Consider the following 13,007-nt stretch of genomic DNA (forward strand, 5'->3'; position numbering starts at 1 on the left):
GCGACAATGGGACAGAAAATACACCCGATTGGGTTCCGCCTCGCGGTTAACCGCAACTGGAGTTCGCGCTGGTATGCCGACGATAAAGCCTTTGGCGGCATGCTCGCCGAAGACATTCGTGTACGCGAATATCTGAAGAAAAAACTCAAGAGCGCTTCCGTCGGTCGCGTGATTATCGAGCGTCCTGCCAAGAATGCCCGCATTACGGTTTACTCGGCTCGTCCGGGTGTCGTGATCGGCAAGCGCGGCGAAGACATCGAAAGCCTGAAGGCCGATCTGCAGCGTTTGATGGGCGTGCCCGTGCATGTCAACATCGAAGAGATTCGCAAGCCTGAAACCGATGCTCAGCTTATTGCCGACTCGATTGCCCAGCAGCTCGAAAAACGCATCATGTTCCGTCGCGCCATGAAACGCGCGATGCAAAATGCCATGCGTCTCGGTGCCCAGGGCGTCAAGATCATGAGTGCGGGCCGTCTGAACGGTATCGAAATTGCTCGCACCGAGTGGTATCGCGAAGGTCGCGTACCTCTTCATACATTGCGCGCCAATATCGACTACGGCACAGCCGAAGCACAAACGACCTACGGCATTATCGGTATCAAAGTCTGGGTCTACAAGGGCGACATGCTGCCTAACGGCGAAATGCCCCCCGAGACCGCGGCTCCTCGCGATGAAGAGCGTCGTCCTCGTCGCGCACCTCGCGGTGAGCGTCCGGATGGCCGTCGTCCGGCTGCCGGCCGTGGTCGCGGTGGCCCTCGCAAAGACGCTGCGCCAGCTGCGGCTGCCGCGCCGGCGCCTGAAGGAGAATAAACATGCTGCAACCGTCACGCAGAAAATACCGCAAAGAGCAAAAAGGCCGCAATACCGGCCTGGCTACGCGCGGTGCTCAAGTGTCGTTTGGCGAATATGGTCTGAAAGCCACCGGTCGTGGCCGTCTGACCGCTCGCCAAATCGAAGCCGCACGTCGTGCGATCAACCGTCACGTTAAACGTGGCGGCCGTATCTGGATTCGTATCTTTCCCGATAAGCCTATTTCCCAAAAGCCAGCAGAAGTGCGTATGGGTAACGGTAAAGGCAATCCCGAATACTGGGTCGCAGAAATTCAACCCGGCAAGGTGCTCTACGAAATGGAAGGTGTAAGCGAAGAGCTTGCACGTGAAGCGTTCCGCCTGGCCGCCGCTAAGTTGCCAATCTCGACGACATTCGTGTCGCGTCATATTGGAGCTTAAGGAGACCCTATGAAAGCCAGCGAACTCCGTTCCAAAGATGCAACCGAGCTTAGTAAAGAGCTCGAGAGCCTGCTGAGAGCACAATTCAGCCTGCGCATGCAGCGTGCCACCCAGCAGCTTTCCAATACCAGTCAGCTTGGCAAGGTCCGTCGCGATATCGCGCGTGTCCGTACCCTGGTGACTGAGAAGGCAGGAAAGTAAGATGAGCGAAACTCAAAATACTCAAGAAACCAAGCGTCAACGTACGTTGATCGGCCAGGTCGTCAGCAACAAGATGGAAAAGACAGTCGTGGTTCAAGTCGAACGCCGCGTCAAGCACCCCGTCTACGGCAAGATTGTCATGCGCTCCAACAAGTACAAGGCGCACGACGAGACGAATCAGTACAACGAAGGCGACACTGTAGAAATTGCAGAAGGCCGCCCTATCAGCCGCGATAAGTCGTGGACAGTTGTACGTCTGATCGAGGCTGCTCGCATCATCTAAAAACGATGCGGACGCTTCAGAAAAGGGCCCGAAGAGCGATCTTCGGGCTTTTTTCATTTATCGGCGCGTGGGCAGCGCTTGCGCCATCCGCCTCAGGTGGGGCACACCATCTTCGATGCGATCATTCCAGGCATGCCCGGCGTTTGGTGGGAAGACAATTGTGAAAGCGCTGATTGGAACATTTTTTGGCTTAAGTGTTTTATGGCACTGGGCGTGTTTCAGTCGATTTTTTTTGAGCCGTTTTTAGGTTTGAGCTGCTTGTACAGGCTTGAACGATGAGGTTGGACGGTGCGTTGCTGTGTAGGCGGCGGTTAATTCTATAAAGACGCCACAGGGTGGGCGGTGCTGTGCAGTCCGGCACGTCCAGCGGTCGTGGCGCTACGCGCCCCGACTGCCCGGGTCTGCCTCGTCCAGGCGGGCGTCGGGCGAACTCGCGTCGCCCCGCGGTGCGGGGCGCCACTCAGACAGCGCCCGCCGAAGGCCCCCGCCTTCCCTTCGTCAGCACCCGGCGCTGGACTACCGCCGGACTACACAGCACCGCCCACCCTGCGGCTTGCGTTGAGGTCATGCATCGAGGTATACGTTGGGGAGTCCGTGTTTAGTCGATCGAGTCGTACATCGAGGTATACGTGACCACGTGATGGAGGCATGGGTGCGTGCACGTTAATTCCAGACATCCCGTAAAGTAATTCCAGGCATGCCATTACGCGAGCCGTCTATTGGGGCTTGGGGAGCGTCTGGGACTCGCGCTGTCGGCCGTCCTGGACGCGGCGGCGCCTGCCTAGAAACGGTATGACATCTGCACCCCCAGCATATCGGCGCTGGTCTGTAGATCACCGCTCACAGTACCCTTTTTAGGATCGGTGCTGTTGTTGATCGAGGAGTGGAAGAACAGGTGCGCGTAGCCCACATCGATCGTGGTGCGTTCATTGAAGCGATACTGGGCGCCAATCGATGCGATGATCCGGTCGGAATCGGGCAATGAAGTGGGGCGCAATGAGCTGTTGGGTATCGGTGTCTGGTCGTAGGCGATGCCGGTCTTGAATTGCCAGCGCTGATTGAACTGATAGTTGACACCCAATGCCACGCGCCAGGTGTCGCGGAATTTCAGTTTCAGGCTGTCCTCGCCCAGTGCGCCGTTGTTGATGTCCAGCGACGGTATGCTGCTCCAGCCAGTCCAGGATACATCGCCCAATAACTGCCATTTGCTGTTCAGGTCGTGCACGATGCTGAAAATGGCGGTATCCGGCAAGGTAACGTCGGCACTGTTGTCGACTTTGCCGGGCAGTTTTCCTGCAAACAAGCCGGGAATCGTCGAGAGCGTCGTGGTGCCGGAGAGGTTGTATTTCATTTTGGAACGGTACGAGACGCCGATACGGGTATCGTCCGTAACCTGGTAGAGCAGGCCCAGATTCCAGCCCCAGGCATCGCCCTTCAGTTCGGCCCGGGCATTCATGTCGGGCGAGGCGGCCAATTGCCCGGCATATTGCTGGAAAAGATTGGGGGGCAAGCCATTGGGCAGCTGTGCAATCAGCCCCGCCGCGGGCAGGTTGCGCCGGTAGTCGGCATCGAGATGCTGCCAGTTGACGCCCGCGCCCAAGGAAAGCCGGTCATTGACCTTGTAGGCGATCGAGGGGTTGACATTGATGGTTTCGATACTGAAGCTGGTGGACTGATAGCGGCCGATCCAGCTTTTGTTGTAGCTGGTCGCAAGACCGAACGGGGCGTTTACCCCCAGGCCCACGAACCAGTCGGGATTGAGCTGCCATGAAATGTAGGCATTGGGGATGACGCCCAGCGAGCCCGCATCGCCGCCTGTATTCGAGCCCAGCGGCAAGCCTCCCGGACCGGTGCTGCCATTGTTTGAAAACTTGAACGACGTTGAGATGGCCGTGGCACCCGCCGAGATATTCACGCCCGGCAGGCGCGTCATGCCGGCGGGGTTGAAAAATATGGTGCTGGCGTTATCGGCAATGGCTGCCGACCCTGCATACCCATTGCCCAGGCCGCTCGCGTTTTGCTCGATGAGCTGAAATGCCGACGCGTGTGCGTTGCTTGCCCCTATGCTCAAAATAATCGCCGAAACAAAATGTAACGGCGAAATGCTTTTCCTCATGACACTGCCTCTGATTGAATTGGTTTTATGCATAGCAAAGCGGGTTAAAGCCGCTGTGGTTTAACTATATGTCTTGAATATATAGGTAGTCCGATACGTCGTCTATACAGAATGAGGGCTTTGGAGAAAAGATTTCATACACGTTGCCATTATTGGTATTGAAATACTCGACCAGGTATATAAGTTTTCGTATGATCAATAATAATATTTCATTTTTAAACATATACCGGACAGGACACAATAAACAAAATTCATGGCGCTGCACGGCCTGCACGGTGTGGTCGTGTGACGATAATGCGTGTGACAGGCAGCAGCCCGCCATCGCGGGCATGAGCTTGCCCAGGAGAGACAAAATGAAAAAAGTGGCGGCCAATCAGGCCGAGCGCGACGATTACTACCGACGTATCGGCGACAAGAATATGACCCCTTTATGGGAGTCGCTGCACAATCTGGTGCCGAAATCACCCAGTTCGCCTTGTGTTCCCGCAATCTGGAAATACGCCGCCGTGCGCGCCGAAATCATGGAGTCCGGCGGCTTGATCAGCGCCGCGGAGGCTGTGCGCCGTGTTCTGGTCCTGGAAAATCCCGGACTGAAGGGCCTGGCCAGCATAACGCAAACGTTGTACGCGGGTTTGCAGCTCATTCTGCCGGGCGAAATCGCACCCAGCCATCGCCATGTGCAGTCGGCACTGCGCTTTATCGTCGAGGGCAAAGGGGCGTATACCTCGGTCAATGGCGAGCGTACCACCATGCGGCCGGGCGATTTCATCATCACGCCGTCCTGGACCTGGCATGACCACGGTAATGTGCAGGTGGCCGAGGGCGGCGAGCCTGTGGTCTGGCTGGATGGCCTCGATATTCCATTTATTCGCTTCATGGATGCGGGCTTTGCCGAAAACTATCCCAAGGCCGAGCAGCCCGTGGTGCGCCCGGAAGGCAATAGCTTTGCGCGTTTCGGCTACAACATGGCGCCGGTGCGCCATGAACACGCCGGCAAGACTTCCCCGATTTTCAATTATCCCTACGAGCGTAGCCGCGAGGCGCTCGATCATTTGTACCGCCATGGCGAAGTGGATGCCTGGGATGGCGTGAAACTACGCTATACGGATCCGACGACCGGCGGTTATGCGATGCCCACCATGGCGACGTTCATGCAATTGCTGCCGGCGGGATTCCAGGGCAAGGCCTACCGCTCCACCGATGCCACCGTATTCTCGGTGGTCGAAGGCACAGGCTCGGTATGCATAGGCGAAGAACGCTTCGAGTTCGGGCCACGCGATGTGTTTGTGGCGCCTTCGTGGCTGGCGGTCCGGCTTTTTGCCGATGATGATGCCGTGCTGTTCAGTTATTCGGATCGCCCGATTCAGGCCGTGCTGGGCCTGTTGCGCGAAGAACGGATGGACTGAGGCGCGGTGCGCCGTATTGCAGTGGGTCGTATCGAATTATTAGATATAAAGGTCATGGAATGTCATTTGTAATCAATCCTCCAGAAGTGGTGTCGATTCCGGTTGTGGGGTCGGCCGATCGGTTCCCCGTGCGCCGGGTGTATTGCGTGGGGCGCAATTATGCCGCGCATGCTCGTGAAATGGGCTTTGATCCCGACCGTGAACCTCCCTTCTTTTTTTGCAAGCCGGCCGATGCCGTGCAGCCCGTTGCCGAAGGCCGGACGCTGGATTTTGCGTATCCGGCCGAGACCGAAAATTTACATTATGAAATCGAGCTGGTTGCGGCAATCGGCAAGGGCGGGGCCGGGATTCGTGTCGAAGACGCGCTGGGCCACGTCTGGGGTTATGCGGTAGGGCTGGATATGACGCGCCGTGATCTGCAGATGAAAATGCGGCAGGCCGGCCGGCCCTGGGAACTGGGCAAGGCTTTCGACGGCAGCGCGCCCATCGGCCCCCTGTATCCCGCCAGCCAGTTCAGCCATGCCGAGGACGCTTCGATTTCATTGACGGTAAACGGCGAGGTCAGACAGCACAGTACGACAGCCAAGCTGATCTGGTCGGTGGCCGAGACGGTAAGCTACCTGTCCCGTTATTTCCGGCTTGAGCCCGGCGATCTGATCTATACCGGTACGCCTGAAGGTGTGGGGCCGGTCGTGGTGGGAGATCTGATGACAGGCACCATAGCCGGCCTGGGTACGCTTTCGGTGAAGGTGGTTTGAATGGCCAGGTTCGACACCGAAGTCGCCATCATCGGCGCGGGCGTAGGGGGACTGGTGCTCGCTCTGAGCCTGCACCAGGCGGGTATTTCCTGCCGCGTGTACGAGGCCGTCGATGAGATCAGACCGCTCGGAGTAGGCATAAATCTGCTGCCGCATGCCACCAAAGAATTGGACGAGCTGGGCCTGCTGCCCAGGCTGGACGCTGTCGGAGTCAGAACCAAAGAATCCATATTCTTTACCCGCCATGGGCAGTTTGTGTATAACGAGCCGGCAGGACAGGCTGCGGGCTATGACTGGCCTCAGTATTCCGTTCATCGCGGTGATCTGCAGATGGCCTTGCTGGCTGCCGTGCTGGAGTGTCTCGGCGCGGAGAGTGTGGTGACCGGATGCCGTTGTACGGGAGTCAGCCAGGAGGGCGATCATGCCGTGGCCAGTTTCGAGGACGGCGACGGGAATGGACTTGCGCCCGTCACCGCGGCCATCGTTGTCGGGTGCGACGGGATTCATTCCGCGCTGCGCAGGCAGCTTTATCCGCATGAAGGGGCGCCGCGTTATTCCGGCATAAACATGTGGCGCGGCGTGACATCCTGCAAGCCGTTTCTGACGGGCGCCAGCATGGTGCGGGCGGGCTGGCTGGCGCATGGCAAGATGGTGATCTATCCGATTCGCAACAATATCGATGCGCAGGGAAACCAGTTGATCAACTGGGTGGCCGAGATCGAATCGCCTGCGCGGGTGCAGCGGGACTGGACTCGGCAGGGCCGCCTCGATGATTTTTTCCCGGCGTTTGCCGACTGGCATTTTGACTGGCTGGACGTAGCCAGGCTGATACAGGACGCGCAGGCCATATTTGAATATCCGATGGTGGATCAGGACCCGCTTCCCACCTGGACCCAGGGGCGCATGACCCTCTTGGGCGATGCGGCGCATCCCATGGTGCCCAGAGGATCCAACGGTGCCGGCCAGGCCATCATCGATGCACGGTATCTGGCGGGCCAGCTGAAGCGCTTGGGCTTGACCCATGAGGCCTTGATGAATTACGACCGGGCGCGGGTCGAGGCCACCACGCGTGTCGTCCTTACCAATCGTCAAAACCCGCCCGATACCATACTCAGAGAAGTTTATGAGAAGTCGGGCGACAAGCCCTTCGATCGTATCGAAGACATCATCAGCCGCGGCGAGCTGGAGGCCATCTCGAATCGCTATAAGCAGATTGCCGGGTTCGATCCCGGCACCTTGAAGTCCAGGCAGTCCTTTTTGTAAGCGCCGATTGATTCCTAAGAAATAAAACAGGGAGACATTATGTTCAACTCGATTCGTATCGCACTGGCGGCCTTGCTGGCCGCCGCATGTTCGCTGAGCTACGCCGCCGATTGGCCCAGCCAGCCCATCACGCTCATCGTGCCGTTTACGCCCGCCACGGGGATCGATCTGATCGCCCGGCAACTGTCTGCGGCGCTGCCCAAGAAACTGGGCCAGCCGGTCGTGGTCGAGAACCTGGCGGGGGCCAGCGGCAATATCGGTACGGAAAAAGCGGCGCGTGCCAAACCGGATGGCTATACCTTCCTGGTGACGGTGAGCACCTTGGTGATGAATCGCACGCTCTACAAGCTTCCCTACGATCCGGTCAAGGATTTTGCGCCGGTTGGCCAGACCTCGTGGGGTACGCTGGTCCTGGTGACGGGCCCCGCCAATCCGATACATACCGTCGCCGGGCTCGTCGCCGCGGCCAAGGCCGAGCCCGGCAAGCTGACGTACGGCTCGCCGGGTGTGGGAACGCCGCATCACCTGGCCATGGCCCTGCTTGACGGCCTGACCGGGATTCAGATGCTGCACGTACCCTACAAGGGCACGGCGGGCGCCGTGCAGGATATGCTGGGCGGCCGCCTGGACTACATGTTCCTGCCCATCCATGTCGCCCTGCCGCAGATAAAGGCCGGGAAGCTCAAAGCCATTGCGGTTGGAAGCCCGAACCGGGTTCCACAGCTTCCTGAAATTCCCACACTGGGCGAGGCTGGCTTAAAGGGCGCGAATGTCGATATGTGGTACGGCGTTCTGGCACCCAAAGGCACTCCCGCCGCGATCATCGGCAAAATGAACAAGGCGGTCAATGAGGTCCTGGCATCTCCGGCAACGGCCGTGGCGTTCGAGTCGCAAGGCATGGTACCCGCCGCATCGACGCCTGAACAATTTGGCGCCTTGATTGCCAAGGACGATGCGCGCTGGGCCGATGTCATCAAGCGCGCCAAGATTACTGCCAATTGAAATAATGTTCCGGATCGTCAACCATGCAGCTTTATAGTTTCTTCAACAGCTCCACTTCGTATCGCGTCCGTATTGTGCTGGCCTTGAAGCAGGTGCGGTACGATTACCTGCCGGTGAATATCCGCACATTGCAGCACAGGGCGGCCGACTACGTGGCGAAAAATCCCGGCGAAGGCGTGCCCCTGCTGGTGGATGGCGACTTCAATCTGGGCCAGTCGCTGGCCATCATCGACTACCTGGATGCCACGCATCCCGAACCCCGTCTGATTCCACGGGAGCCGCCGCAGCGTGCGCGAGTGCTTGAAATTGCCAACCTGATCGCTTGCGATATGCATCCGGTCAACAACCTCAAGGTCTTGCGCTACCTGGTCGAGGTGCTTGGCGCCAGCGACGAGCAAAAAACAGCGTGGTATCGCCACTGGATCGATGAGGGATTGCGTTCGCTGGAGGCTTTGCTGCGGCAATCAGGGGCCGGCCGCTATTGTGTGGGCGATGGGCCTACCTTGGCCGATTGTTGCCTGGTGCCGCAGGTGGCCAATGCACTGCGCATGGGCTGCAAGCTGGACGAGTTCAAGCGCGTCATGGCCGTATATGAACATTGCAATGCCCTGCCGGCCTTCCAGCAGGCGGCTCCCGGGCTGCAGCCCGATTTCATCAAGTAGCCGCGAGGCGTTGCCCATCGATGGATGAACAATGACAGAACGAGAACCTGCAGTGGATGGCGCGCCCTTGCGCGAGTTTACCGATCCCGCCTATATGCCTTTGTGCGCATCGCTGTCGCAGGTGCGCGCCAGCATCGATCGCCTTGATGGCGACATTGTGCGCCTGATTGCCGAGCGCGCCATGTACGTAAAAGATGCCGCGCGCTTCAAGCGGGATGCGTTTCAGGTCAGGGCGCCGGCCCGGCAGGCCGAGGTGTTTGAAAAGGCAATTGGACTGGCTCGTGAACATAACCGCGGCTTTGAAAATCTTGAGCAGGTCGTCGAGAAAACCTATAGGGCCATGGTGGCCGCGTTCATAGAGAACGAGCAGCTGTACTTCAATTTTATGGTACCAACAGGAGACAGGAATGATCAGAATTCCAGGTAAATGGAAGAATGGCTTTAATGCGGCGGCGCTTGCTTGCGGGCTGGCCCTGTCGCCGCTGGCGGCGAGCCACGCGGCGGCGTGGCCGGATCATACGCTGACCTTGATCGTGCCTTTCGGGCCGGGTTCCAGCCCCGATCAAATGTCCCGTATCGTGGCCGACCAGGCCAGCAAAATATTGGGTCAAACCATTATTGTCCAGAACAAGCCGGGCGCGGGTGGCGACCTGGGTACCGCGGCGATTGCCCATGCCAAGCCCGACGGCTACACGTTCGGCGCATCGATTACAGGGCCTCTGGTCAACAATACCGTGTTGTACAAAGACCTGCCCTACGACCCGAAAACCGAGCTTGCCCCCTTGACGCTGGCCGTGGACCAGCCCGATGTGCTGGTAGTGCCCAGCAAGTCGGGGATCAAGACGATTCAGGACTTGATGAAATCGATCAAGGACAATCCCGGCAAACTGAATTTTGCAACGCCCGGCACGGGTACCGTGTCCCAATTGGCCGTCGAGCTGCTGCTGCAGAAAATCAAGGCAAAGGCGACTCATGTCCCTTACCCTTCTTCGCCCAAGGCGCTTACTTCCATGTTGACGGGAGACACGCAGTTCGCCGCCCTGCCCCCCATTTCCGTGATGGCCATGGTCAACGATGGCCGCTTGCGTGCCTTGGCGGTCACGTCGGAGCGGCGCTCCGGCGCCCTGCCCTCTATCCCCACCATGAGCGAGGTCGGTGTGCCAGGCATTGTGGGATCGGCCTGGATAGGGTTCGTCGCTCCAGCCAAGACGCCGGCCGATGTACAGAAAAAGCTGTCCGATGCCCTGATCCAGGCCATCAAGAGCCCTGAAGTCACCAAACGGCTCAAGGCGCAGTACATGGATCCCGTGGCCAGCACGCCCGCCGAATTCCGTCGTTACATGGATGAGGAACTGGCGCGCTGGAAGCCCTTGATCGAGCAATTGCATCTGCAGGTGAATTGAACGGGGCCTGGCGGCCGCTCGCGGATCGTGAGCCGGCCGCTGGGTTCATGCGTAGTTGAGGAGTCGTGATGGACTATATACAAGAACCCGCGCGTCAGGTGCCGCTGTACGGCGAATACGATGTGGTTGTTCTGGGTGGAGGCCCTGCTGGAATCCTGGCGGCGGCCACTGCCGGTCGTCATGGTGCGCGGGTCTTGCTGCTGGAGCGCTACGGTTTTCTGGGGGGGATGGGTACGGCGGCCGGAGTCTCCAATTTTTGCGGCCTGCACGCCAATGTGCACGGTGAAATCAGGCAAGTCGTGCATGGCACGGCGGACGAATTGCTGGATCGCATGCGCCGGCTCGATGGGCTGAATGAGCCGCATCTGATTTTCGGCAAGATTCATGCCCAGGCTTACGATATCTCGGCGTTCAAGTGCGCCGCGGACGAGCTGCTTGGCGCTTGTGGCGCGGACGTACTGTTCCATGCGCTGGCGACAGGTCTGGTCAAGAATCAACAGGGCCAGGTCGATACGCTTTTTCTGGAAACCAAGTCCGGCCGGAGGGCGGTTCGCGCCCGGTGCTTCATCGATTGTTCCGGCGATGGCGACCTTGCTCACTGGGCAGGCATTCCCTACGAAAAAGGAACCGGGGCGGGGCAAATGCTCTACCCCACATTGATGTTCAAGGTCGGCAATGTTGATGCGGCCCGGGCGGGAGAGGCCTGGAAACAGATTCCCGCCTTGATGGACGAGGCCGAGGCCAGCCGGGAGTTCAAGTTTCCACGGCGCGGCGCCATCGTCCGGCCGCAACGGCATGCCTACGAATGGCGTGTCAATGTCACACAGCTTAGCCAGCCCGACGGCTCCGCCGCCGACGGCACGGATGCCGGTTCCCTCTCCAGAGGAGAGCAGGAAGGACGCCGTCAGATTGTCGACTACCTGCGCTTTCTGCGCGCCAAAGTGCCGGGATTCGAAAACGCCTATGTTCTGGATATCGCCCCCCAGCTGGGTATACGCGAAACGCGGCGGATACAGGGCGAGTACAGCCTGACGCAGGACGATGTATTGAATTGCGCCGATTTCGAGGACACGATAGGGGTCAATGGCTGGCCGCTGGAATTGCACGTGGCCGGCGATGTGAAGTGGATGTGGCCGCCGATTCCCGAGTCACGCGGCTATAACCAGTTGCCCTTGCGCATGATCGTGCCGCGCGGCGACGCAGGAGTGAACAATGTTCTGGTTGCCGGTCGTTGCGCGTCCATGACGCACGAAGGGCAATCCGCTGCCCGCGTCAGCGGCAGCTGTTTCGTGATGGGCGAAGCGGCCGGCACATTGGCGGCGCTAAGCCTTGGGCGGGGAATGGCCCTGCGCGATTTCCCCATCGGGGAATTGCAGGACGTTCTGCGGGAAAACGGAGTATTTCTGGGGTAGGCGCCGCAGCGTGGCGCAATGGAAGTCATTGCAGGCAGGGAAGTCATGAAAGATACGAAACAGAAAGTTCTTATTGTCGGGGGCGGAATCGGCGGCCTGGCGACGGCGCTGGCGCTGGCCCGCCAGAACATAGAGGTACTGTTGCTGGAGCAGGCCGCCCATATAGGCGAAATCGGCGCAGGAATTCAGCTGGGCCCCAACGCGTTTGCGGCGCTCGATGCCCTGGGCGTAGGCGAGATAGCGCGCAAACGGGCGGTATTTACCGACCACATCATCATGATGGACGCCATCGACGCCCAGGAAGTCGTGCGCATCGAAACCGGCGCGGCATTCCGGCAGCGTTTTGGCGGGCCGTATGCCGTCATACACCGAGCCGATATCCATTTGTCGATACTCGAGGCGGTGCGCGAAAATCCGCTGATCCAGTTCAAGACATCGACGCATATTGTCGATGTCAAAGTGGGGCCGGCCGGGGTTGAGGTCATCGATACCCAGGGCGTGTCCTACAAGGCTGACGCGGTAATCGGCTGCGATGGGGTCAAATCGGTGATCCGGCAGAAAACCATAGGCGGCGAGCACCGTGTGACGGGCCATGTGGTCTACCGGGCGGTCGTCGAGCGCGCCAATATGCCCGAAGACCTTTGCGTCAATGCCCCCATGCTGTGGGCGGGGCCGCGCTGCCATCTGGTGCACTACCCCTTGCGCGGCGGCCAGCAATACAACCTGGTTGTCACCTTTCACAGCCGCGAGCAGGAAGAATGGGGTGTGCGCGACGGCAGCAAGGAAGAAGTGCTGTCTTACTTTGCGGGCATACATGAGCGGCCGCATCAGATGCTGGATCGCCCTACATCCTGGAAACGCTGGGCGACAGCGGATCGCGATCCCGTTGGCGAGTGGGGGCGCGGTTTGAGCACCCTGGCCGGCGACTCGGCTCATCCCATGACGCAATATATGGCGCAGGGCGCATGCATGGCACTGGAAGATGCTGTGACGCTCGGCGAGGCCCTGCGCCTTGCCGAGGGCGATTTCGCGGCGGCATTCAGGCTCTACGAATCGATACGCATCCCGCGAACGGCGCGTGTCGTGTGGTCGACCCGCGAGATGGGGCGCATCTACCATGCGCAGGGAGTCGAGCGGCTGGTGCGCAATCAGCTATGGAAGGGCAAGCCGCAAGAGCATTTTTATAACGCGCTCGAATGGTTGTATGGCTGGCGACAGGAGAACTGCCTGGCCGCACTGTAATTTCCATCCGCAAATTTGCTTCGTGGATCG

14 protein-coding genes are annotated in these 13,007 nt (G+C 59.3%); 13 read left to right on the forward strand and 1 reads right to left on the reverse strand.

The genetic code is table 11. The features are described 5' to 3' along the window. The first annotated feature begins 6 nt into the window (after positions 1 to 6). The 4 genes from rpsC to rpsQ are packed head-to-tail and all read left to right on the forward strand — an operon-like array spanning position 7 to position 1,713. A complete protein-coding gene (gene rpsC / locus LSG25_RS16365; RefSeq protein WP_232741952.1) occupies positions 7 to 810 on the forward strand; it encodes a 30S ribosomal protein S3 in 804 nt (267 codons plus the stop codon). 2 nt (positions 811 to 812) lie between these two features. Continuing rightward, on the forward strand, positions 813 to 1,229 hold the full coding sequence (gene rplP / locus LSG25_RS16370) for a 50S ribosomal protein L16 (protein ID WP_232741953.1): 417 nt from the start codon (positions 813 to 815) through the stop codon (positions 1,227 to 1,229). A 9-nt stretch (positions 1,230 to 1,238) separates the two neighbouring features. Further along, positions 1,239 to 1,430, forward strand: a complete 192-nt coding sequence (rpmC, locus tag LSG25_RS16375; protein WP_232741954.1) for a 50S ribosomal protein L29 — start codon at positions 1,239 to 1,241, stop codon at positions 1,428 to 1,430. 1 nt (position 1,431) lies between these two features. Further along, positions 1,432 to 1,713, forward strand: a complete 282-nt coding sequence (gene rpsQ / locus LSG25_RS16380) for a 30S ribosomal protein S17 (RefSeq protein ID WP_232741955.1) — start codon at positions 1,432 to 1,434, stop codon at positions 1,711 to 1,713. Between the two features lie 781 nt (positions 1,714 to 2,494). On the opposite strand, the gene LSG25_RS16385 is transcribed toward rpsQ, so the two are convergent. After that, on the reverse strand, positions 2,495 to 3,829 hold the full coding sequence (locus LSG25_RS16385) for an OmpP1/FadL family transporter (protein WP_232741956.1): 1,335 nt from the start codon (positions 3,827 to 3,829) through the stop codon (positions 2,495 to 2,497). Positions 3,830 to 4,182: 353 nt separating this feature from the next. On the opposite strand from LSG25_RS16385, the gene gtdA reads away from it, so the two are divergent. The 9 genes from gtdA (at position 4,183) to LSG25_RS16430 (ending at position 12,977) form a co-directional block, all read left to right on the forward strand. Further along, complete coding sequence (gtdA, locus tag LSG25_RS16390) at positions 4,183 to 5,235, forward strand: gentisate 1,2-dioxygenase (protein ID WP_232741957.1); 1,053 nt, start codon at positions 4,183 to 4,185, stop codon at positions 5,233 to 5,235. Between the two features lie 59 nt (positions 5,236 to 5,294). Further along, complete coding sequence (locus tag LSG25_RS16395; protein WP_232741958.1) at positions 5,295 to 5,993, forward strand: fumarylacetoacetate hydrolase family protein; 699 nt, start codon at positions 5,295 to 5,297, stop codon at positions 5,991 to 5,993. Continuing rightward, on the forward strand, positions 5,994 to 7,256 hold the full coding sequence (locus LSG25_RS16400; protein ID WP_232741959.1) for a flavin-dependent oxidoreductase: 1,263 nt from the start codon (positions 5,994 to 5,996) through the stop codon (positions 7,254 to 7,256). It abuts the gene before it with no gap. 39 nt (positions 7,257 to 7,295) lie between these two features. Then, positions 7,296 to 8,258, forward strand: coding sequence for a tripartite tricarboxylate transporter substrate binding protein (locus LSG25_RS16405; RefSeq protein WP_232741960.1), 963 nt, complete (start codon positions 7,296 to 7,298; stop codon positions 8,256 to 8,258). 23 nt (positions 8,259 to 8,281) lie between these two features. After that, entirely contained in the window at positions 8,282 to 8,920 is a 639-nt protein-coding gene (gene maiA, locus LSG25_RS16410; RefSeq protein ID WP_232741961.1) for a maleylacetoacetate isomerase, read from the forward strand. Between the two features lie 31 nt (positions 8,921 to 8,951). Next, positions 8,952 to 9,347: a chorismate mutase gene (locus tag LSG25_RS16415; RefSeq protein WP_232741962.1), complete on the forward strand. Its 396-nt coding sequence runs from the start codon at positions 8,952 to 8,954 to the stop codon at positions 9,345 to 9,347. Then, entirely contained in the window at positions 9,328 to 10,323 is a 996-nt protein-coding gene (locus LSG25_RS16420) for a tripartite tricarboxylate transporter substrate binding protein (RefSeq protein WP_232741963.1), read from the forward strand. The genes LSG25_RS16415 and LSG25_RS16420 overlap by 20 nt, the downstream gene beginning before the upstream one ends. A gap of 68 nt (positions 10,324 to 10,391) precedes the next feature. Beyond that, complete coding sequence (locus LSG25_RS16425) at positions 10,392 to 11,735, forward strand: FAD-dependent oxidoreductase (protein WP_232741964.1); 1,344 nt, start codon at positions 10,392 to 10,394, stop codon at positions 11,733 to 11,735. Positions 11,736 to 11,780: 45 nt separating this feature from the next. Next, positions 11,781 to 12,977, forward strand: coding sequence for a 3-hydroxybenzoate 6-monooxygenase (locus LSG25_RS16430; protein WP_232741965.1), 1,197 nt, complete (start codon positions 11,781 to 11,783; stop codon positions 12,975 to 12,977). Positions 12,978 to 13,007: the final 30 nt, after the last annotated feature.

This window comes from Paralcaligenes sp. KSB-10 (assembly GCF_021266465.1).
Taxonomy (GTDB): Bacteria; Pseudomonadota; Gammaproteobacteria; order Burkholderiales; family Burkholderiaceae_B.

What these genes read in the sequence shown, in the direction of transcription:
- rpsC (WP_232741952.1), top strand. Translation starts at nt 7, where the DNA reads ATGGGACAGAAAATACACCCGATTGGGTTCCGCCTCGCGGTTAACCGC.
- rplP (WP_232741953.1), top strand. Translation starts at nt 813, where the DNA reads ATGCTGCAACCGTCACGCAGAAAATACCGCAAAGAGCAAAAAGGCCGC.
- rpmC (WP_232741954.1), top strand. Translation starts at nt 1,239, where the DNA reads ATGAAAGCCAGCGAACTCCGTTCCAAAGATGCAACCGAGCTTAGTAAA.
- rpsQ (WP_232741955.1), top strand. Translation starts at nt 1,432, where the DNA reads ATGAGCGAAACTCAAAATACTCAAGAAACCAAGCGTCAACGTACGTTG.
- LSG25_RS16385 (WP_232741956.1), bottom strand. Translation starts at nt 3,829, where the DNA reads ATGAGGAAAAGCATTTCGCCGTTACATTTTGTTTCGGCGATTATTTTG.
- gtdA (WP_232741957.1), top strand. Translation starts at nt 4,183, where the DNA reads ATGAAAAAAGTGGCGGCCAATCAGGCCGAGCGCGACGATTACTACCGA.
- LSG25_RS16395 (WP_232741958.1), top strand. Translation starts at nt 5,295, where the DNA reads ATGTCATTTGTAATCAATCCTCCAGAAGTGGTGTCGATTCCGGTTGTG.
- LSG25_RS16400 (WP_232741959.1), top strand. Translation starts at nt 5,994, where the DNA reads ATGGCCAGGTTCGACACCGAAGTCGCCATCATCGGCGCGGGCGTAGGG.
- LSG25_RS16405 (WP_232741960.1), top strand. Translation starts at nt 7,296, where the DNA reads ATGTTCAACTCGATTCGTATCGCACTGGCGGCCTTGCTGGCCGCCGCA.
- maiA (WP_232741961.1), top strand. Translation starts at nt 8,282, where the DNA reads ATGCAGCTTTATAGTTTCTTCAACAGCTCCACTTCGTATCGCGTCCGT.
- LSG25_RS16415 (WP_232741962.1), top strand. Translation starts at nt 8,952, where the DNA reads ATGACAGAACGAGAACCTGCAGTGGATGGCGCGCCCTTGCGCGAGTTT.
- LSG25_RS16420 (WP_232741963.1), top strand. Translation starts at nt 9,328, where the DNA reads ATGATCAGAATTCCAGGTAAATGGAAGAATGGCTTTAATGCGGCGGCG.
- LSG25_RS16425 (WP_232741964.1), top strand. Translation starts at nt 10,392, where the DNA reads ATGGACTATATACAAGAACCCGCGCGTCAGGTGCCGCTGTACGGCGAA.
- LSG25_RS16430 (WP_232741965.1), top strand. Translation starts at nt 11,781, where the DNA reads ATGAAAGATACGAAACAGAAAGTTCTTATTGTCGGGGGCGGAATCGGC.